This is a genomic window from Paraburkholderia sp. (assembly GCF_036488505.1).
Lineage (GTDB): Bacteria > Pseudomonadota > Gammaproteobacteria > Burkholderiales > Burkholderiaceae > Paraburkholderia.
Genome location: NZ_DASXHN010000337.1, coordinates 1 through 19827, shown reverse-complemented (window position 1 = coordinate 19827; position 19827 = coordinate 1). Strand labels below are relative to the sequence as shown.

At 63.9% G+C, this 19827-nt stretch carries 19 protein-coding genes, 1 tRNA gene and 1 pseudogene; 11 read left to right on the top strand and 10 right to left on the bottom strand.

Features of this window, described 5'->3' with window-relative positions; genetic code table 11:
* A partial coding sequence (locus VGH68_RS19625; protein ID WP_331605346.1) for a LysR substrate-binding domain-containing protein occupies positions 1–587 on the top strand: 587 nt, incomplete at its 5' end.
* Between the two features lie 49 nt (positions 588–636).
* Here the strand turns inward: VGH68_RS19625 and VGH68_RS19620 are convergent.
* From VGH68_RS19620 to VGH68_RS19600, 5 genes are all read right to left on the bottom strand, one after another.
* Positions 637–1764, bottom strand: coding sequence for an aminotransferase class V-fold PLP-dependent enzyme (locus VGH68_RS19620; protein ID WP_331605345.1), 1128 nt, complete (start codon positions 1762–1764; stop codon positions 637–639).
* A 468-nt stretch (positions 1765–2232) separates the two neighbouring features.
* The gene (gene catA / locus VGH68_RS19615) at positions 2233–3168 is read right to left on the bottom strand and encodes a catechol 1,2-dioxygenase (RefSeq protein WP_331605344.1); all 936 of its coding nucleotides are present in this window, start codon (positions 3166–3168) and stop codon (positions 2233–2235) included.
* Positions 3169–3241: 73 nt separating this feature from the next.
* A complete protein-coding gene (gene catC, locus VGH68_RS19610) occupies positions 3242–3532 on the bottom strand; it encodes a muconolactone Delta-isomerase (RefSeq protein WP_331605343.1) in 291 nt (96 codons plus the stop codon).
* A gap of 27 nt (positions 3533–3559) precedes the next feature.
* Positions 3560–4696 (bottom strand): muconate/chloromuconate family cycloisomerase, encoded by a 1137-nt coding sequence (locus VGH68_RS19605; protein WP_331605342.1) that lies wholly within the window; start codon positions 4694–4696, stop codon positions 3560–3562.
* A gap of 285 nt (positions 4697–4981) precedes the next feature.
* The gene (locus tag VGH68_RS19600) at positions 4982–6103 is read right to left on the bottom strand and encodes an enolase C-terminal domain-like protein (protein WP_331605341.1); all 1122 of its coding nucleotides are present in this window, start codon (positions 6101–6103) and stop codon (positions 4982–4984) included.
* A gap of 354 nt (positions 6104–6457) precedes the next feature.
* Here VGH68_RS19600 and ribBA point away from each other — a divergent pair, with 354 nt between their 5' ends.
* The 4 genes from ribBA (at position 6458) to VGH68_RS19580 (ending at position 10006) form a co-directional block, all read left to right on the top strand.
* Complete coding sequence (gene ribBA, locus VGH68_RS19595; RefSeq protein ID WP_331605340.1) at positions 6458–7591, top strand: bifunctional 3,4-dihydroxy-2-butanone-4-phosphate synthase/GTP cyclohydrolase II; 1134 nt, start codon at positions 6458–6460, stop codon at positions 7589–7591.
* 67 nt (positions 7592–7658) lie between these two features.
* The gene (gene ribH, locus VGH68_RS19590; protein ID WP_331605339.1) at positions 7659–8168 is read left to right on the top strand and encodes a 6,7-dimethyl-8-ribityllumazine synthase; all 510 of its coding nucleotides are present in this window, start codon (positions 7659–7661) and stop codon (positions 8166–8168) included.
* Positions 8165–8599, top strand: a complete 435-nt coding sequence (gene nusB, locus VGH68_RS19585) for a transcription antitermination factor NusB (protein WP_331605338.1) — start codon at positions 8165–8167, stop codon at positions 8597–8599. The genes ribH and nusB overlap by 4 nt, the downstream gene beginning before the upstream one ends.
* 210 nt (positions 8600–8809) lie before the next feature.
* On the top strand, positions 8810–10006 hold the full coding sequence (locus tag VGH68_RS19580; protein WP_331605337.1) for a pyridoxal phosphate-dependent aminotransferase: 1197 nt from the start codon (positions 8810–8812) through the stop codon (positions 10004–10006).
* 212 nt (positions 10007–10218) lie between these two features.
* On the opposite strand, the gene VGH68_RS19575 is transcribed toward VGH68_RS19580, so the two are convergent.
* Entirely contained in the window at positions 10219–11415 is a 1197-nt protein-coding gene (locus VGH68_RS19575) for a lytic transglycosylase domain-containing protein (RefSeq protein WP_331605336.1), read from the bottom strand.
* Between the two features lie 652 nt (positions 11416–12067).
* On the opposite strand from VGH68_RS19575, the gene VGH68_RS19570 reads away from it, so the two are divergent.
* Together VGH68_RS19570 and VGH68_RS19565 are read left to right on the top strand one after the other, a co-directional pair.
* Positions 12068–13645 carry a UbiD family decarboxylase gene (locus VGH68_RS19570; protein ID WP_331605335.1) on the top strand — a complete coding sequence of 526 codons (1578 nt, stop codon included), beginning with the start codon at positions 12068–12070 and terminating at the stop codon, positions 13643–13645.
* Positions 13646–13694: 49 nt separating this feature from the next.
* Positions 13695–14375: a LysE family translocator gene (locus VGH68_RS19565; RefSeq protein WP_331605334.1), complete on the top strand. Its 681-nt coding sequence runs from the start codon at positions 13695–13697 to the stop codon at positions 14373–14375.
* A gap of 72 nt (positions 14376–14447) precedes the next feature.
* Here VGH68_RS19565 and VGH68_RS19560 read toward each other — a convergent pair whose 3' ends face one another.
* The 3 genes from VGH68_RS19560 to VGH68_RS19550 all read right to left on the bottom strand — a co-directional run bounded on the left by VGH68_RS19560 (position 14448) and on the right by VGH68_RS19550 (position 16475).
* Entirely contained in the window at positions 14448–15413 is a 966-nt protein-coding gene (locus VGH68_RS19560; RefSeq protein WP_331605333.1) for a threo-3-hydroxy-L-aspartate ammonia-lyase, read from the bottom strand.
* Between the two features lie 210 nt (positions 15414–15623).
* On the bottom strand, positions 15624–15917 hold the full coding sequence (locus tag VGH68_RS19555) for a hypothetical protein (protein WP_331605332.1): 294 nt from the start codon (positions 15915–15917) through the stop codon (positions 15624–15626).
* 396 nt (positions 15918–16313) lie between these two features.
* Positions 16314–16475 (bottom strand): hypothetical protein, encoded by a 162-nt coding sequence (locus VGH68_RS19550; RefSeq protein ID WP_331605331.1) that lies wholly within the window; start codon positions 16473–16475, stop codon positions 16314–16316.
* A gap of 305 nt (positions 16476–16780) precedes the next feature.
* Between VGH68_RS19550 and VGH68_RS19545 the strand changes: the two are divergent.
* The 3 genes and pseudogenes from VGH68_RS19545 (at position 16781) to VGH68_RS19535 (ending at position 18954) form a co-directional block, all read left to right on the top strand.
* Positions 16781–17709, top strand: a pseudogene (locus VGH68_RS19545) (Rossmann-like and DUF2520 domain-containing protein).
* Positions 17710–17804: 95 nt separating this feature from the next.
* Positions 17805–18125 carry an EthD family reductase gene (locus tag VGH68_RS19540; protein WP_331605330.1) on the top strand — a complete coding sequence of 107 codons (321 nt, stop codon included), beginning with the start codon at positions 17805–17807 and terminating at the stop codon, positions 18123–18125.
* Positions 18126–18390: 265 nt separating this feature from the next.
* Positions 18391–18954: a YggT family protein gene (locus VGH68_RS19535; RefSeq protein WP_331605329.1), complete on the top strand. Its 564-nt coding sequence runs from the start codon at positions 18391–18393 to the stop codon at positions 18952–18954.
* Positions 18955–19151: 197 nt separating this feature from the next.
* On the opposite strand, the gene VGH68_RS19530 is transcribed toward VGH68_RS19535, so the two are convergent.
* On the bottom strand, positions 19152–19481 hold the full coding sequence (locus VGH68_RS19530; RefSeq protein ID WP_331605328.1) for a hypothetical protein: 330 nt from the start codon (positions 19479–19481) through the stop codon (positions 19152–19154).
* Between the two features lie 179 nt (positions 19482–19660).
* Here VGH68_RS19530 and VGH68_RS19525 point away from each other — a divergent pair.
* Positions 19661–19734: transfer RNA gene (locus VGH68_RS19525), tRNA-Gly, on the top strand.
* The last annotated feature ends 93 nt before the right edge of the window (positions 19735–19827 follow it).

Genomic DNA, 19827 nt, shown 5'->3' with positions numbered 1-19827 from the left:
CTCGCCGGTGCCCTGACGTCCGTCTGACGGTCGTCGTCGAGGATCGTCCTATTGACATCGTGGCCGAAGGCTACGACGCGGGCATTCGATATGGCCATTACGTGCCGGAAGATATGGTCGCCCTACCGCTGACCGGTCCTCAGCGATGGGTCATGGCTGCTTCGCCCGGCTACATCGAACGGCGCGGCGCGCCCCGGCGTCTCGATGACCTCGCGAAACATATCTGCCTGCAGCTTTTGCTCGGCGACAATTCGAGCTACAGGTGGCAATTGAACGACGGCGGCGTGGCATGCCGTCTGCGCGTGCCCGGCCTGCTCACGATCAACGATACGGCGACCACCATCAGTGCATGCAAGGCAGGGCTGGGAATCGCGTACTTACTGGAGGCCCGCATCGCCGACGAATTGGCGCGCGGTGAACTGCAGATCGTCTTGAAAAAGAACGCGTACGCTGAGGACCCGTTTCACCTTTACTACAGCAGTCGCCGCTACAACCACCCTGCTCTTCGTACGTTGATCAACATCATTCGCGAGCAGCAATCGCTCCCACCGCTCGCCGGAGAAAAACTAGCGAACAGAAGGCGGTAGTCGAGCGGCCAAGCCCGTGCCACCGCCGCGCGGACGAACGCGCACGAGCTTAGAGAACGCTGTCCAATGCATTGGCGAATCTGGCGACCGCGCCTTCGACGTCATGCAGTTTATCGAGGCCAAACAATCCGACCCGGAAGGTCTTGAAATCTTCTGGCTCATCGCACTGCAATGGAACGCCGGGGGCGATCTGCAAGCCAGCGTCGGCGAATTTCTTGCCGGATCGTATGCCGTCATCGTCCGAGTAGCTGACCACTACGCCCGGTGCCTGGAAACCTTCGGCCGCCACGCTTCTGAAGCCCTTGCCAACCAGAAGCGAACGAATGCGCTTGCCGAGTTCCAACTGCTCCGCTTGCACCTTGTCGAAGCCGTATGCCTCGGTTTCCTTGATCACGTCGCGCAGCGTCGCGAGACTGTCCGTCGGCATCGTGGCGTGGTATGCGAACCCGCCGTTCTCGTAGGCTTCCATGATCTGCAGCCATTTGCGAAGATCGCAGGAGAAACTGGTGCTGGTTGTGGCGTCGATTCTCTCGCGGGCGAGCGCGCTGAGCATGACCAGCGCACAGCATGGTGACGCGCTCCACCCTTTTTGCGGCGCACTGAGCAGAACATCGACGCCAGTGGCCTGCATGTCGACCCAGACCGTGCCGGATGCAATGCAATCCAGCACGAACATCCCGCCGACGGCGTGCACGGCGTCGGACACCGCGCGCAAATAGTCATCGGGCAGCAGCATTCCGGATGCGGTCTCGACATGCGGTGCGAAGACCAGATCAGGCTTGCTTTGCCGGATTGCAGCGACCACTTCGTCGATCGGCGCCGGCGCATAGGCGGCCTGCCTTCCTTGTTCGACCGGGCGGGCCTTCAATACGATCGATTCAGACGGAATGCGGCCCATATCGAAAATCTGCGACCAGCGGAAACTGAACCAGCCGTTGCGGATGACCAGGCACTTGCTGTCCGTCGCGAACTGCCGGGCCACGGCCTCCATGCCGAACGTCCCGCTGCCCGGGACCACAACGACCGACTTCGCGTTATAGACTTTTTTCAGCGCGGCGGAAATGTCACGCATGACGCCCTGAAAGAGCTGCGACATATGATTGATCGAGCGGTCGGTATAGACCACCGAATATTCGAGGAGTCCGTCGCGATCGACATCGGGAAGTAAGCCTGGCACAGTCGCCTCCGATAAGGATGAACAATGCGGGAGGCGTTCGTGATTTCATATCGCTGCGAATATGCAAATCTGGTTCTTCCTCCGCGAAAGAAGATTCTATCGAAACGCGACAGCGGCCTGTCGCACATTTTCGTGATGGATGGTCGTGACTTGCGCCGCGCTTTGCTGCGCGCGGAAAGGGGACCGCGATGTGGGTCGTGCTCTTGTGCGGGGCAACAATTCGCACGTCGTTAAGCGGGACCGTACTGGCACCGACGCGCCCAGTGCACCGCAAAACGCTTGCTACACGACTGTCGGAAACGCTAAGCCGGACCCCGCGACTTGATCGGCGCAGCAACGGTTTGCCGATATGCAAGAAATCCTCGTGCGTGCTCAACGCCATCGACGAGGACTCGTATCGGTATTGATCGACGCTTGCCGTGACTCGGGCAGCGGCCGTGTCGTCACGGCGCCGCCCGCGACCCACTATTACGCCTCGGCCGAAGCGCGCAGGCGAGAGACCAGCTGGTTGTCCTTACCCTGGACCAGCGGCGTCACCGTGAAGTTGAACTCGATCTCCTTGTACCCGTCGGCCTTCAGGCCCAACGCCGCGCCACCGGTTTTCTCGACGACCGGCGGGATCAGTTCTTCGCGCGTTGCATACGCGAAGTCGTCCCAAATCAGCGGATCACCTTCGACGTTGAACTGCGTGGTCAGCTTGCGATGCGAATCGCTGGTGACGAAGAAATGCACATGCGCCGGACGGTTGCCATGGCGGCCCAGCACGTTCAGCAGCTTTTGCGTCGAGCCGTGCGGCGGGCAGCCGTAGCCGACCGGCATCAGCGTGCGGAATTCGTACTTGCCGTTCGCGCCGGTCTTCACCGCGCCGCGCAGGTTGAATTCGCTTTGCGCGCCGGTCGGATCGAAGTGCGAGTAGAAGCCTTTGGAGTTCGCGTGCCAGCATTCGACGACCGCGCCGGCAACCGGCTTGCCGTCCAGATCCTTGACCGTGCCGCGGATGACGAGCGGGCCCGCGTCTTCATCCGCATTCACGTCGATCTTCGCAACGCCGTCTTTCAGCGGTGCGCCAGCAACGTACAGCGGGCCTTCGATCGTGCGCGGCGTGCCGCCTTCCAGACCGATCGCCTGGTCCTCGGCGTCCATGCGGATGTCGAGGTACTTCTCGAGACCGAGGCCGGCCGCGAGCAGCGCCGCTTCGCCGTCCTGGCCGAGCCTGTTCAGGTAGTTGATACCGGTCCACACTTCGTCCGGCGTGATGTCGAGGTCATCGATCGCCTTGAACAGGTCGCCGAGCAGACGGAACACGATCTGCTGGAATCTGGCGTCGCCGTTGCCCGCATCGACATTGGACGCTGCTTTGAGCAGGTCCTGCACTTCCTTGGATTCAAATACTTTGACGCTCACGATGACTGTCTCCAGTTGGTATGGGGGAAAAACGGCGTCGGCCGCGCTCGCCTTCAACGAGCGCAACCCGGGCTCAGCGGTCGCCGTCCCGGATCGACGACGGGTGACGGCATAGAGGCGTCACCGAAATCTTCATGTACGGGAACAGAGGCAGCGCGGACAGAATGTCGTGCAGTTCGGCATTGCTCTCTACATCGAAAATGCTGTAGTTCGCGTACTCGCCAACCAATCGCCAGATATGACGCCACTTGCCGCTACGCTGGAGTTCCTGCGAATAAGCTTTCTCGCGCCCTTTGATTTCGTTTGCCACGTCGGCCGGCATATCGACCGGCAGGTGCACGTCCATCCGTACATGGAAAAGCATCGTTGAATCCTCTTGATCGGTGTCGGTTTACCGGGTGACTTTCATCAACCCGTCTCGCGTGAAGCGCTTGAGCTTCGCTTCGTCCAGTTCGATGCCGAGACCCGGGCCGTTCGGCACGCTCAGCTCGAAGTCGCTGTAATCGAGCGGCTGCGTCAGAATTTCCTCGGTGATCAGCAACGGTCCGAACAGTTCGGTGCCCCATTGCAGGTTCGCGAAGCTCGCGAACAGATGCGCGGAGGCCACGGTGCTGAACGCGCCCTCGAGCATCGTGCCGCCGTAGAGTTCGATCCCGGCGGCATCGGCGATCGCCGCGACGCGCTGCGCGGCGAACAGACCGCCACTCTGTTCGATCTTGATCGCGAACACGTCGGCGCCGCCGTTCTTTGCGATGTCGAATGCGCTTTCCGGGCCTTGCAGCACTTCGTCCGCCATCAACGCAACCGGGAAGCGGCGCATCAGGCGCGCGAGCGCCGCGGCCGATGCGACCGGCTGCTCGACCAGCTCGCAGCCGGCGTCGGCCAGCGCCGGAATCGCCCAGCCCGCCTCGGTCTCGCTCCACGCCATGTTGACGTCGACGCGCACCGCGGCACGGTCGCCCACCGCTTGCTTGATTTCGGCGACATGGCGGATATCGGTCTTGACTTCCTTCGCGCCGATCTTCAGCTTGAAGACCCTGTGCCGGCGCAGGTCGAGCAGGTGCTCGGCTTCTGCGATGTCTTTCGTCGTATCGCCCGACGCGAGCGTCCACGCGACCGGCAGGCGCTCACGGCGACGGCCGCCGAGCAGATCGCTGACCGATACATCGAGGCGCTTGCCGTGCGCGTCGAGCAGCGCGGTTTCGAGCGCGCTCTTCGAGAAATGATTGAGCTTGACCAGCTTGCCCAGGTGCGCCATCAATGCCTGAATGCGAGTGGCATCCTTGCCGATCATCGCCGGCGCGAGGTATGCGTCGATCGCGAGTTTCATCGCTTCGGGACTTTCCGGACCGTAGGCCATGCCGGCGATCGTGGTGCCTTCGCCGATACCGACAACGCCGTCGCTGCAGTACACCTTGACGAGCATCAAGGTCTGCCCGTACATCGTCGCAACCGAAAGTTTGTGAGGACGGATCGTCGGCAAATCGACGAGGCGGGTTTCGATGCGTTCGATGGTTGCTAGGGTCATGGCGGATGCTGCGAGAGGAGAGTTCATTGGACGTTTTTATACCCTTCGCGAGTTCGGGGCGTCCAATACTTTTCCTATCCGCTTTCATACCCTCAAAGTATGATGTCGCGGAAAGCACCAGATCTACAGCGCCTTTTTGTCGGCCAGCGCACGTTCCATGCGCTTCGCGCATTGAGAAATCCTGGCCTTCGGAGCGGCGCCGGGCCCGCCGGCGCGCCGCGCAGACTGCGAAAACGATCCGGATACGCGTTGGGCACCGTCGATATCGATTCCGTCGGCGACGGTTTATTTGACGAGATAACGCGCGGCGTCGCGATGCCTGAATTCGAGGCCGCATCCGGGCCGCGTCAGGTCCGGCGCGATAACGCCGTCGCGTGCCCGCGGCGCGCCATCGAACAGCATGCCCTCGATGCGCACATGGTCATGGAACCACTCCAGATGGCGCAGCCGCGGCGCCGCGCAGGCGACGTGCAGATGCAGTGCCGGCGCGCAATGCGCGGAGAGCGGCACGTGGTGCGCATCGCACAGGGCTGCGGCCCGCAGAAAACCGGTGACGCCGCCGCACCGGCTCGCATCGGCTTGCAGCACGTCGACCGAACGCGCGGCAAGCAGGCGCCGGAAGTCGTCGAGCGTGTAGCCGTATTCGCCGGCCGCGATGTCCATGCCGGCCGGCGCCTGCTCGCGCACGCAGCGCAGGCCGGCCTCATCGTCCGACGACACGGGCTCCTCGAACCAGCTCACCTGATGTTGCGCGAAACGCTGCGCGTAATCCAGCGCCTGCTGCACGGTCAGCGCGCCGTTCGCGTCGACGAACAGCCCCGCGTCGCCGATCGCCTCGCGCGCGGCTTCGACGCGGGCCGGATCCTTTTGCGGCTCGCTGCCGATTTTCATCTTCACCCAGCGGCAGCCGTCCTGCGCGACCCAGCCGCCCAGTTGCTCCTGCAGGCGCTGGTTCGTATAGCTGGTGAAGCCGCCGCTGCCATAGATCGGCACGCTCGGGCGCAGCGAGCCGAGCAGGCTCACGAGCGGCACGCCGAGCAGCTTCGCTTTCAGGTCCCACAGCGCGCAGTCGATGGCCGAAATCGCGGTGGCGGCAAGACCGCCGCGGCCGAGATTGCGCACCTGATGCTGCATCCGTTGCCAGTGGGCGGGGATCTCCGATACGTCGTGTTTCAGCACGCAAGCGGCCAGTGTTCCGTGGATCAGCTTGACGATGCTGGCATCGCTATAGGTGTAGCCGAGACCGGTATCGCCACCGGCGTCGAGCTCGACCACCACCAGCGTCGTCGCGTCCCACGCGAAGGTACCGTCGGCCTCGGGCGCATCGGTTGGAATGCGGTACGCGCTCGCGCGCAGCGCATCGACCGGCGCCTGCGACAAGCCGCTGCTGGCGGTGCCGCGTGTCATCGCCGGGCTCCTCGCGCAAGCTCCGGTACACGGCCTGCGGGGAGTGTTCCTGTCATGCTGCAGCCAGCGGTCGGACGCATTTCGGTCTCCCGGTGATAACGAAGGCTCACACGGAGTCGCAAGTGCCGTTCCGCACTATTGCAATTCGTAAAGCTGGCTGCCGCGCGCAGCCAAAGCCCGCGCGGCCATCAATGAACCGACGGACCGCCGCGGCGACCCGCGGCGGCAGCGGCGGAGCAAAAAGCGCCGCGCTGCTCACGATCAAGCAAACGGCCTATGTCTGGTGGCGAAGGCGACTTGCGCCCGCGCGTGGCGTAAAATACGCGCTTTCCCGAAAATGTCGCCAACGCCAACATGACGCTCGCCTCCACCCAAGAGATCATCGCCGAACTGAAAGCTGGCCGGATGGTGATCCTCGTCGACGAAGAAGACCGCGAAAACGAGGGCGACCTCGTGATCGCCGCCGAGTTCGTCACCCCGGAAGCGATCAATTTCATGGCCCGCTACGGGCGCGGGCTGATCTGCCTGACGCTCACCCAGGAACGCTGCAAGCAGCTCAATCTGCCGCTGATGACCTACCGCAACGGCACGCAGTACGGCACCGCATTCACGGTCAGCATCGAAGCGGCCGAAGGCGTGACCACCGGCATTTCGGCGGCGGACCGCGCCCGCACAGTCGCCGCCGCGGTCGCGCCGGACGCGCGCCCCGAGCACATCGTGCAGCCCGGCCACGTGTTCCCGATCATGGCGCAACCGGGCGGCGTGCTGGTGCGCGCCGGCCATACCGAAGCCGGCTGCGACTTCACCGCGCTCGCGGGCCTCACGCCGGCGTCGGTGATCTGCGAAGTGATCAAGGACGACGGCACGATGGCGCGCCTGCCCGATCTGATCGAGTTCGCGCAGGAGCACCGCCTCAAAATCGGCACCATCGCCGATCTGATCCACTATCGCAGTCGCACGGAATCGATCGTCGCGCGCATCTGCGAACGCACGATGCAGACCGCGCACGGCGCGTTTCGCGCGGTCATGTATCTCGACCAGCCGAGCGGTCAGCCGCATCTCGCGCTGGTGCGAGGCACACCGACGCCGGATCGGGACACCCCGGTGCGCGTGCACGAGCCGCTGTCGGTGCTGGACCTGCTCGAAGTCGGCGAATCCACCCACTCGTGGACGCTCGACGCCGCCATGAAAGAGATCGCCGAGCGCGAACTCGGCGTGGTCGTGCTGCTGAACTGCGGCGATTCGAAGGAACATCTGGTCGACGTATTCAAGGCCTTCGACTCGAAGGAAAAAGCCGACGCGCTCAAGCGCCGGCCGGTCGACTTCAAGACCTACGGCATCGGCGCGCAGATTCTGCGCGAACTCGGCGTCGGCAAGATGCAGGTGCTGTCGAACCCACGCAAGCTCGGCAGCATGTCGGGGTACGGTCTCGAAGTCACGGGCTTCGTGCCGATGCCAGGCGGCAGCCCGCTCGCCGCGCAAGGCTGAGCGGGCCAGCCGCGCGCCCACTGTTTACGCCCACTCGTTGCGCCCACTTACACACTACGGAATTCACATGGAAATCGGACAATACCAACCGAATCTCGATGGCGACGGACTGCGCATCGGCATCGTCCAGGCGCGCTTTAACGAGCCGGTCTGCAATGGCCTCGCGGACGCCTGCATCGAAGAACTCGAACGCCTCGGCGTAACCGGCGAAGACGTGCTGCTCGTCACGGTGCCGGGCGCGCTGGAAATTCCGCTGGCGCTGCAAAAGCTCGCGGAAAGCGCGCAATTCGACGCGCTGATCGCGCTCGGCGCGGTGATTCGCGGCGAAACCTACCACTTCGAACTGGTCTCGAATGAAAGCGGCGCAGGCATCTCGCGGGTCGGCCTCGACTTCGGCATTCCGGTCGCCAACGCGGTGCTGACGACCGAGAACGATGAACAGGCTGTCGCACGCATGACCGAGAAGGGTCGCGACGCCGCGCGCGTGGCCGTTGAAATGGCCAATCTGGCGGTTGCGCTCGAACAGCTCGGCGGCGACGATGACGACGAAGATGAAGACGACGAGGAACAGGCATGAAGAGCGCACGCCGACGCTCCCGCGAACTCGCCACGCAGGGGCTTTACCAGTGGCTGCTGTCGGGTTCGCCCGCCGGTGAAATCGATGCGCAACTGCGCGGCGCGCAAGGCTACGACAAGGCCGACCACGAGCATCTGGAAGCGATTCTGCACGGCGTAATGCGCGATGCGGACGCGCTGTCCGCGCAGATCGCACCGTGTCTCGATCGTCCGATCGATCAGCTGTCGCCGGTCGAGCGCGCGGTGCTGCTGGTCGCCGCATTCGAACTGAAGAATCACCTCGATATTCCGTACCGCGTGGTCATCAACGAAGCGGTGGAACTCACGAAAACGTTCGGCGGCTCGGACGGCTATAAATACGTGAACGGCGTGCTGGACAAGCTGTCGGCGCAACTGCGCGCGGCCGAGGTGCAGGCGGCCCGCAAGAGCTAAGGGCGGCGCGCATTGCCGTCATGCCGGCATCGCGGCGGCAATGCGCCGCTGCATCGGGCGAACCGCATCGCCCGCCAGGACGCCGCAGAGCGCGGTGACAATGAAAGCGCAAGTGCGCGCTGCATTCGATACGCGCGGCGACGTCTGGCTCGTGCTTCTGCTTTTTGCCTTTTGCTTTTTGCTTTTTGCTTCCGAATTGGATCTGACCGTATGAACTCCGTAACCGAACCGCTGGCGCGGTTTGCTGCACGCGTCGACGCCATCCAGCCTTTCTACGTGATGGAATTGGCCAAGGAGGCCGCGCTGCTCGAGCGCGAGGGGCGTGACATCATCCACATGGGCATCGGTGAGCCGGATTTCACCGCGCCCGAGCCGGTCATCGAGGCCGCCGCGAACGCGTTGCGCCGCGGCGTCACGCAATATACGAGTGCGCTCGGCATCCACGCGTTGCGCGACGCGATTTCCGCGCATTACGCCGACTCATACGGGATCAGCGTCGACCCGGCGCGGATTATCGTGACCGCCGGCGCGTCCGCCGCGCTGCTGCTGGCGTGCGCGGCGCTCGTCGATCGCGACGACGAAGTGCTGATGCCCGATCCGTGCTATCCCTGCAACCGCCATTTCGTGATCGCCGCCGAAGGCAAGCCGGTGATGGTGCCGAGCGGGCCTGCCGAGCGCTTCCAGCTGACCGCCGCCGATGTCGAGCGCCGGTGGGGCGAGCACACGCGTGGCGTACTGCTCGCTTCGCCATCGAACCCGACCGGCACGTCGATCGAGCCGGCCGAACTCGAGCGCATCGTGAAGGCTGTCAGGGCGCGTGGCGGCTTCACGATCGTCGACGAGATCTACCAGGGCCTCAGCTACGACGCGAAACCCGTGTCGGCGCTGTCGTACGGCGACGATGTGATCACCGTCAACAGCTTCTCGAAATATTTCAACATGACCGGCTGGCGGCTCGGCTGGCTCGTCGTGCCGCCCGCGATGGTCAGCGCGTTCGAAAAACTCGCGCAGAATCTGTTTATCTGCGCGTCGGCGCTGGCGCAGCACGCCGCGCTCGCCTGCTTCGAGCCGGAGACGATCGCGATCTACGAGGCGCGGCGGCTCGAATTCAAGCGCCGGCGTGACTTCATCGTACCGGCGCTCGAAGCGCTGGGGTTCGGCGTGCCGGTGATGCCCGACGGTGCGTTCTACGTGTATGCCGACTGCCGCAGTGTGGCCCATCCGGCGGCCGGCGATAGCGCGGCCCTCACGAAGGCGATGTTGCATGACGCCGGGGTCGTGCTGGTGCCCGGCATGGACTTTGGCACCCACGCGCCGAAGGACTACATCAGGCTCTCGTATGCAACCGCCTATCCGAAGCTCGAACAAGCGGTCGAGAGGCTCGTGAAGCTGTTCGGGCGGCATTGAGCGAGACCCGCGCGTGAGGCGGCGAGGCCGCCGCTATCTGCCGCTGCAGCGTTTCGACGTTTGCCGACAGCCAGGCGCGAGCGGCCCAGATCATCCGCCACTGCGAGCCGCGACGCACGGGTTTCAGCCGCCGACCGGCCAGACGCAAAAAAGGACACGCTCGAGTGTCCTTTTTCATACGCGAACGACAGTGAAATGCAGAACTGCGTGGTTCAGGCTCCCAACTCGGAAGCCGACGCCACGTGTCGCGTCGCGCCGGCGCTCGCATCATCCTGCTCCGCCGGTTCCGTATGCACCGCTGGCGTCGCCGGGGTGGCCGCATGACCGCTTTGCAGCGTCACCTGAACGCGCTTGCCATTTCCACCGCTGCTGGCCGCGGCAGCGGGGGACGGATTCGCCGACGCGGTCAAAACCGGCGCCTGCGGTGCGTTGATCGGCACCTTGCGGCCACGCGCGACGTCGCGCAGACGCCCACGCTCGGCCATCACCTTGGCACCGTAGCCACCGTCGTCCGACGTGCTCGACCCGACGTAGAGGCGCAGGCCGCCGGGCAACGAACCACCGCGCGCGATGCAATCCTTCAGCACGAGTGCGCCGACCTTGATGTTCGCGAGCGGCTCGAGCGCCGCGCTCTGGCCGCCGAAATACTGAAACTTGTCCGAATGTACCTTCGACATCACCTGCATCAGCCCTTGCGCGCCGACGCCGCTTTCAGCGTACGGATTGAAGCCCGACTCGATGGCCATCACGGACAGCAGCAGCAGCGGATCGAGGCCGACTTCGCGACCGGTATCGAACGCAGCCTTGACGAGCTCACTGACCGGCTCCTGAGCGACCCGATAGCGGCGAGCGAGGTAAGAAGCGACCAGATCCTGCTCGCGGCTCGACACCAGCACGCGGTCATCGCGCGCATCGGCGGACACGCGCTGCGAAGGGATCAGGCGCGCCAGCGCGCTCACGCTTTGCATGGTGCGCGGATCGAGGCCGTTCAACGTTGCGACGCCCATGCCAGCGGAACCAGCGTTGTCGAAAGCGACGTCGAAGCTGATGTTGGTCGCGGTGAGGGCGGTGTTGCCGTCGTTCGCGCCGTCGGTATTGACTGGGAAACTGGCCGACAGGGACTCGTCGACCGATGGGCTGGAGGTGGGAGCCGGTCCAATCGCCGGCATCGGATTACCCTGCAGCAGACGGGCGGGGCCCGCTTGCACGGCGGCGGAAATGACCGGCATCAGCCGCGCGGCGAGTGTGCCGCGCCAGGTCGGCATGAGCCACAGTGCGAGAGCCAGCACCACGGCGATGCCGCCGACAATGCTGAACAGATGATGACTCAGTCGCGTCCCTCGACGTAGCGCGCCACGCACGACCTGCGCAATACGCTCATCGGGACGCCACGATAACCAGGCGTTCATTCAGATCTCCCATGTTGCATGATCCGCGAACCCCACCTGAATGATCAGGCGGCAACAACTGTTCGCAGAGTCAAGACATCGCGGATGCTGCCTGGTTCGGCAGCAGCGACGTCGGGAAAACGGCAAATACCGTTTGGGGAGCCATCTCGAAAACAGCCGGCGCATGCTCCAGGCGTGCGGGGCTCAGGCTCCACGCGAAAAACCAGCGTTCGTGGACGCTGGCGAGAATTCAATAGGCCGTTCGTCCCTCGTGGGGCGCGAAAACGGTGACGCGGTGCGTCATAAGACCGGGGGCGGCGGTAAAAAGGTTAGCGCCCCTGAACCAATGTGGACGGATTCTAGGGCACCCTTTTATAGATCGTCAACACTATAGAAACCAGAATCTATAACTTACGGTAATTTTGAATGCCATCGAACCGGCTTCCGCCCACGCGCACTGCGCCTTCTCGTCGCTCCGCACCCCAATGCGTCGACTAGGCCATTCGGCCTCTCTACGTGCGGTAGCCAACGCAGGTAAAATCGACAATCGCATTTTTTCGACCGCGTACGCGGCCAGCATACTTTTTGTAACTGATTGTTCTGCCAGCACCGTTGTTCGTTCCGATGGCCTGCATCCCCTTTTCCGCCGCCATGCGGCTCTTAACCATTACAGATGAAATACAAAGACCTGCGCGATTTCGTCGGACGCCTCGAAACGATCGGTGAATTGCGTCGTATCTCGCAGAAGGTGTCGCCGAACCTCGAAATGACCGAAGTTTGCGACCGTGTGTTGCGCGCGGGCGGTCCAGCGCTGCTGTTCCAGAACACCGAGCAGCACGTGTTTCCGGTGCTCGGCAATCTGTTCGGCACGCCGCGCCGCGTCGCGCTCGGCATGGGCATCGATTCACAGGCGGACGCTGGCGACAACGCGGCGCTCGAGTCACTGCGCGACGTCGGCCGGCTGCTCTCCGCGCTCAAAGAGCCCGAGCCGCCAAAAGGACTCAGAGACGCCGGCAAGCTGTTCTCGCTCGCCAAGGCGGTGTGGGACATGGCACCGAAGACAGTCAGCGCGCCGCCCTGCCAGGAAATCGTCTGGGAGCACGGCGACGTCGATCTCACCCGTTTGCCGATCCAGACCTGCTGGCCGGGCGACGCCGGCCCGCTGATTACCTGGGGCCTGACCGTCACGAAAGGCCCGAACAAGAGCCGGCAGAACCTCGGCATTTACCGGCAGCAATTGATCGGCCGTAACAAGCTGATCATGCGCTGGCTTGCACATCGCGGCGGCGCGCTCGATTTTCGCGAGTTCGCGCTGCGCAATCCTGGCCAGCCTTATCCGGTGGCCGTGGTTCTCGGCGCGGACCCGGCGACGATCCTTGGCGCAGTCACGCCGGTGCCCGACACGCTGTCCGAGTATCAGTTCGCCGGACTGCTGCGCGGCGGGCGCACCGAACTCGCGAAGTGCCTGACGCCGGGCGCCGACGGTCTGCAGGTGCCCGCGCGCGCGGAGATCGTGCTCGAAGGCTTCATCTATCCGCAGGACGGCGAGCCCGACCCCGCCCCCGCGGGCGCGCCGCCCCGTCCGTCAAAGGGCGCTTCGGCCCACTACGAACACGCGCTCGAAGGCCCGTACGGCGATCACACCGGCTACTACAACGAGCGGGAGTGGTTTCCCGTCTTCACCGTCGAGCGCATCACGATGCGGCGCGACGCCATCTACCACTCCACCTACACCGGCAAGCCGCCCGACGAGCCCGCCGTACTCGGCGTCGCGCTGAACGAGGTATTCGTGCCGCTGCTGCAGAAGCAGTTCGCCGAGATCACCGACTTCTATCTGCCGCCCGAGGGTTGCAGCTACCGGATGGCGATCGTGCAGATGAAGAAGAGCTACCCAGGCCACGCGAAACGCGTGATGTTCGGCGTCTGGAGCTTCCTGCGGCAGTTCATGTACACGAAATTCATCGTCGTCGTCGATGAGGACGTCAATATCCGCGACTGGAAGGAAGTGATCTGGGCGATTACCACCCGCGTCGACCCGACGCGCGACACGGTGCTCGTCGATCGCACGCCGATCGACTATCTCGACTTCGCGTCGCCGGTGGCCGGGCTCGGTTCGAAGATGGGGCTGGACGCAACCAATAAGTGGGCCGGCGAAACCGACCGTGAATGGGGGCGTCCGATCACGATGGACGACGCGGTCAAAAAGCGCGTCGACGGCCTGTGGAACGAACTCGGCCTCGGCAAGCCGTGAGCCGCGCCCTACAACAACGAACAACGGAACGAATGGAGCGGTCGCCCGGATGCACGCGTTTGCAATGATGTCGGACGGATTTTTTCTGTCGCTGTCACTGTGCCTCGATATCGGTCTCGTCAATGTCGCGATGATTTCGCTGACGCTGTCACACGGGTTCCGGCCAGGCTTCTGGCTCGGCCTCGGCTCATGCGTCGGCGACCTCATTTACGCGACACTCGCGCTCGCGGGCATGGCTGCGCTGCTGCAGTTCGAATCAGTGCGTTGGGTGGTATGGATCGGCGGTGCGGCAATCCTGCTGTTGCTCACCTGGAAGATGGCACGCGAAGCGGTGCTCCCGGCTAGCGCGCCAGCGGTGGCCGGCGACGGCACTACCGCCGCACCGCAGCTTTCCGCGTGGCGCGGCTTTGTGCGCGGTGTGCTGCTCGCGGTGTCGTCGCCATCGGCGATTCTATGGTTCGCGGCCGTAGGCGGCGCGCTGATCGCGAAAGCCGGCGCGACCAGCCCGCGGTCCGCGGTGGTTTTCCTCGGCGGCTTCTTTCTCGGCGGCCTGTGCTGGACGCTCGTTATCTGCTGGCTCGGCAGCCACGGCCGCAAGCGCGCCGGCGCTGGCATGCTGCGCGTCTGTCACCTGCTGTCGGCGCTGCTGTTCGCGTATTTCTCGTACAGCGTGATCATCAACGGGTATCACGATCTGATCGTGCAAAGCGCGGACCCGCTGGCAAGCTGAAGCGGCACGCAGATAGCAAAACGGCTCGCCGAGGCGAGCCGTTTTCCGTTCAGGCGAGACGAATCGAAGCGCTTACGCGAGATACTGCGCGAACTTCGCCAGATCGACGTTGCCGCCGCTCACCACGACGCCGACACGCTTGCCCTTGACCGGCACAGTGCCGTTCAGCACCGCCGCCGCCGCGAGGCAGCCAGTCGGCTCGACGACGATCTTCATGCGTTGCGCGAAAAAACGCATCGTGTCGATCAATTGCGCGTCGCTGACCGTTTCGATCCGCGCGACCAGCTTGCGGATGATCGCGAATGTGTAGTCGCCTAGATGCGTCGACGCGGCCCCATCGGCGATCGTGCGCGGTGCGTCGATATGCACGATCTCGCCGCGCGCGAGCGATTGCTGGCCGTCGTTGCCCGCTTCCGGCTCGATGCCTATCACCGTGCACTCCGGGCTCAATGCCGCCGCCGACAATGCGCTGCCGCTAATCAGCCCGCCGCCGCCGAGACATACGAACAGCGTGTCGAGCGGACCGGTTTCGTCGATCAATTCCTTCACCGCGGTGCCTTGCCCGGCGATCACATGCGGATGATCGTACGGCGGAATCAGCGTCATGCCACGCTCGTCGGCGAGCCGCCGGCCGATCTCCTCCCGGTTTTCCGTGTAGCGGTCATAGGTAATCACCTCGCCGCCGTAGCCCTTGGTCGCGGCGACCTTGGCCTCGGGCGCATCGTGCGGCATCACGATCGTCGCGTGGATGCCGGCGAGGCGCGCGGACAGCGCGATCGCCTGCGCGTGATTGCCTGACGAATAGGTCAGCACACCCGCGCTGCGCTGCTCCGCGTCGAAATGCGAGATCGCGTTGTACGCGCCGCGAAACTTGAACGCTCCCATGCGCTGGAAGTTTTCGCACTTGAAGAAGACGGACGCGCCGGTGCGCTCGTTGAACGTGCTCGACGTCAGCACGGGGGTGCGGTGAGCGACGCCGTCAAGACGCGCGGCGGCATCGAGAACGTCGTCGAAAGTGGGAGCGGGAAGCGCTTGCATCGGCAAAACTCTCCAGAGCGGTGGCGAAACAGCCATTGTCCCAGCTTCGCCGTTGCTTTGGAATCTCGCGCGCGCGGCGCTGCCCGGGTCTATGCCGCGGGGACAAACGGACTCATGCGGCACCGCAAAAAGAAGGCGTAACGCGGCACTCAAGCCAGCGTTACGCCGTCGATATCGCGGGCTGAAATGCCGTTCCCAGCGCGCCGACGTTTAGTGACGGTAGTACCCGCGGTGGTAGTAACCGCGGTAATAGCCGCGAGGATAGTAAGGACGCCCATACCCGTAGTAACCACCCACGACCACCGGGGGCGGCGCGACCACGACCGGCGCATAGACCGGCGGTGGAGGCGGTGCGTAATAGACGGGCGGCGGCGCCGCATACACCGGGTAGGCCGGCGCGACTGGCACGCCAATGCCGATACCCACGGAAACGTGCGCGTCGGCTGCACCCGCAAGCCCCAAGCCGAGTGCGCCTGCAATGACAAACGGAACGATCTTTTTCACTTCTACTCTCCTAGCGCGGCCTGCCAAGGTCGCCGACTGCGCATGCCTCGCATGCTGTTGGAACAATGTATCCAAAAACGCCCGGCGAGGCTGTTCACATTTGTTGCAAATTGCAATTGAGCAGGGCGAAAGTCCCCGCCCGTGCCGCCGGACCTGACAGGAAGGCGGCCGCGACGAAAGCAAAACAGGCCTGCAATCAACGCGTTGAAGGCGGGAGAAACGGCATTCACCGGACGCCCGTCAAGGACAAGGTCGCGGGGGCATTCCGCGCTTCGCGTTTCAGTAATCTTTGATTACAAATTCGCTTCAATCCTGACGGCCGGGAGCAATTGCCGCATAAAAAAATGCCCGGCGACTTGCGACGCCGGGCATTTTCTCATCTGCGAAGGAGGCTCGCTAGCCGACCTTCACGTAGGTGAACTCCCGCGATACATTCGGCGGCACATAGGCGCCGCTGATGCGCACACGCGGGGTCAAGCGCTTTCTCTGATCCCACCAGCGACGGCGCTGTGCATGCGTGAGGAACCGCAAGTGCTTCCGGTAAGAAAACATACTCATGTCGACCTCCGAATCCTGACTGCAAAAGAAATACGAAACAGCAGAAGTACGGAACAGCAACTGCAAAACCGTTTCGTCGACCCGCGATCGACGTTTTTGAGCTTAGCCACGCCTGTTAGCAGTTTTCGGGCCTGCGGGCGTCACGCTGTGCGATGGCTGACCGCTCGCGCAACATTGCCGGCAAACTGATCCGGCGACAGCCGGATCGAAAGCCTGAAAACCATCGTAGCCGGACCGCGCCAACGGCTCGCCGGATGCGCGATACTGCTGCTTCCGTTCGAACGATCCGTCTGGAGCAGCCGACCATGTCCGTGTCTTCCTTGCCGCGCGTCGGCTTTATCGGCGCGGGGCGGCTTGCGCGCTGTCTCGCGCTGGGCTTCGCGGGCGCCGGCTATCCGGTTACCGCGGTAGCGAGCCGCTCGGCCGACTCCGCTCGCCGGCTCGCCGCGCAGATCGAAGGCTGCGTGGCCTGCAACGATTCGCAACAGGTCGTCGATGCCGCCGATATCGCTTTTTTAGCCGTTCCCGACGACAGCATCGGTACGACAGCGCACACACTGCGGTTCACTTCGCCTGGCGCGAGCGGCAAGGCGCTGGTCCATTGCAGCGGCGCGTCACCGGTCGAGCTGCTGGCGCCCGCGCGCGACCAGGGCGCCGCAATCGGCGGCTTTCATCCACTGTATCTGTTCGGCGGCGAGCTCGCCGATCTGGAACGGATCGCCGGCTGTTCGGTGACGATCGAGGCCGACGGCGCATTGAAGGAGACGCTGACCGCGCTCGCCGTCGCTTTACGCTGCCATCCGCTGTCGATTCCGCCGGGCGGCCGCATGCTGTACCACGCCGCCGCGCACTACGCGGCAAGCTTCGCGCTGTGCAGCCTTGCCGAATGCGTCGCGCTGTGGAGCACGCTCGGTTTCGCCGAAGACGACGCGCTGCGCGCGCTCCTGCCGATGCTCGCGGGCACAATCGAAACCGCTCGCGACAAGGGGCTGGCGAACGCGCTCGCGGGTCCCGTGTCGCGCGGCGACACCGGCGTCGTGCAAAAACAGCTGGCGCTGCTCGAAGAACTCGGCGGCGACCACGCCGCGCTGTACGGGCTGCTGACTCGCCGCGCAGTCGATCTGGCACGACGCCGCGCGAACCCGCCCGCCGCCATTGAAGCCATCTCCGACGCTGTGGAAGAATCGCTGGACCGCTCGCTGAATCGGCTCCAGCAGGTGCAAGCGTCAAGTAAGCCGTGATAATGTGACGTCCGGTGCGGCAAGCGAACCGCCGACGGCTTTACGTTCGCGCGCGCCGCGCTTCGGGACCAACAGACGAGAACGCACAATGATCAAGGTCAGCATCCTCTATCCGTATCGGGAAAACGGCCGCTTCGATATGGACTACTACTGCGCCACGCACATGCCGCTCGCGGCCAGGCTGTTCGGCTCGGCGCTCAAGGGCTGGTCGGTCGACGCGGGCATCAACGCGGGACCGCCCGGCACGCCGCCGCCGTACGTTGCCGCGGGGCACTTCCTGTTCGATAACGCGGATGACTTCTATAACGTATTCAAGCCGGCGTCCGAACAACTGTTGGCTGACATCCCCAACTACACCGACGGCGGTAACGGCACGATTCTGATCAGCGAGGTCCGGGTTTCCGTATGATGCCGGACAGACGGCAGACGACCAGCGGCGCGCAATGACGTCGAGCCGTCAGTTGACGAATCGGGTCGCCGCCACGCAACGCAGTCCCGCGCGAATCACCGCTAACACCCGCGCGGTCGCATCGGTGAGGCAAACAGACGACGTGTGAAGCGCCGTTGCACGAGCGACGCGCCCACGATTCCCGCCCCGCCGCCGGCATCCATCGGTCGCGGATGCCGGCGGCCCGCGGCCACCGGCGCCGTCATCACAACGATAAGGACACAAGATGTTTGGCGATATCGCCCGTTTTCTGCTCAATACCATCTTCACGCTTTTCGGCGCGGCGCTGCTGCTGCGAGCCTGGCTGCAGGTCGTGCGCCTGCCAGCGTACAACCCGGTGTCGAATGCCGTGATGCAGGCGACCAACTGGATCGTGCTGCCGCTGCGGCGTATTCTGCCGAGCACACGCAACATCGACTGGGCGAGCATCGTCGCGACGCTGATCGCGGCGATCATCTATGTGGTGCTGATGGTCGTGCTTACCGGCGCCGATCCGCTCACGCTGGTGCCGACGCTGCTGATCGTCGCGGTACTGACCGCGATCAAGTGGGCGCTGAATCTGATCATCTGGATGACGATCCTGATGGCGCTGCTGTCGTGGCTCAATCCGCGTTCGCCGGCAATGCCGATTCTGTATCAGCTGACCGCGCCGTTTCTGAATCCGCTGCGGCGCGTGTTGCCGCAGTTCGGCGGCATCGATCTGTCGCCGATCCTGCTGTTCGTGATCGTGCAGGTGCTGCAGATGGTCGTCACGCGCGCGGCCGTTCAACTCACTTATTTTGTGATCTGATCGGGCGTTAGGTGCAGGATCACCCCGGTGATCTCGGAGATCTTCGTGAACTGCCGCTGATCTCGCCGATGGTCCGCGCCATCCCCTCAACAGCTGTTTTGTCCGCGCTCGCGACTTGCGCGGCCTGGGGCGGCCTAGGTCGCCAGTGCCTTGACGTTGCGCGCGTTGTTGCTATTGCGGCTCACGGTCTGTGTCAACTACGACATGCTCGCCGCGGTCTGTTCGAGCGACGCGGCCTGGTCTTCGGGGCACGCGGGCTGATCGATATTGCCGCTGGCCAGTTCGGCGAGCGCGCCGCTTGGATCGCCCGGCTCGGCAAGCGCCATGACGTTTGCGCCGAACTCATATAGGCCGCCCACGTCGCGCTCGAAGTCGCTCAGCAGTCGCGTCTGCGCGTCGTTGGTCGCGTGCTTGCGGTCGTATTCGAACGCGGACAGAATCGCCGCTTCGCCGCTATGGTCGAGTCTCACGGTATCGACCCGGGTAGCCGGCTCGGAGATCACGATGTACGAATAGAGGCGCCGCAAGTGGGACGCCGCCAGCGATGCCGCAGTGCCGTCATTACGCACCTACACGAATTCGCGGTCGTACGTTTCGGTTCGCATCGTCGCGAGTTCGCGCAGCTTGAGCGCACCGACCTTGCCAACGATGCAGGCGGGCTCGGGATTGCAGCGAAGGCCCTAAACCCTGTAAAATCGCGGCTTCTGCGGGCGTCGTATAATGGTAATACCCTAGCTTCCCAAGCTAGAGCCGTGGGTTCGATTCCCATCGCCCGCTCCAATGCAGCTTTAAGCCGTTGATTTCACGTCAATTTTGGCTTTGGCCGCAAGAGTTCTCCGCAAGGCTACTACAGTGGTGGCCTACAATGCCGGG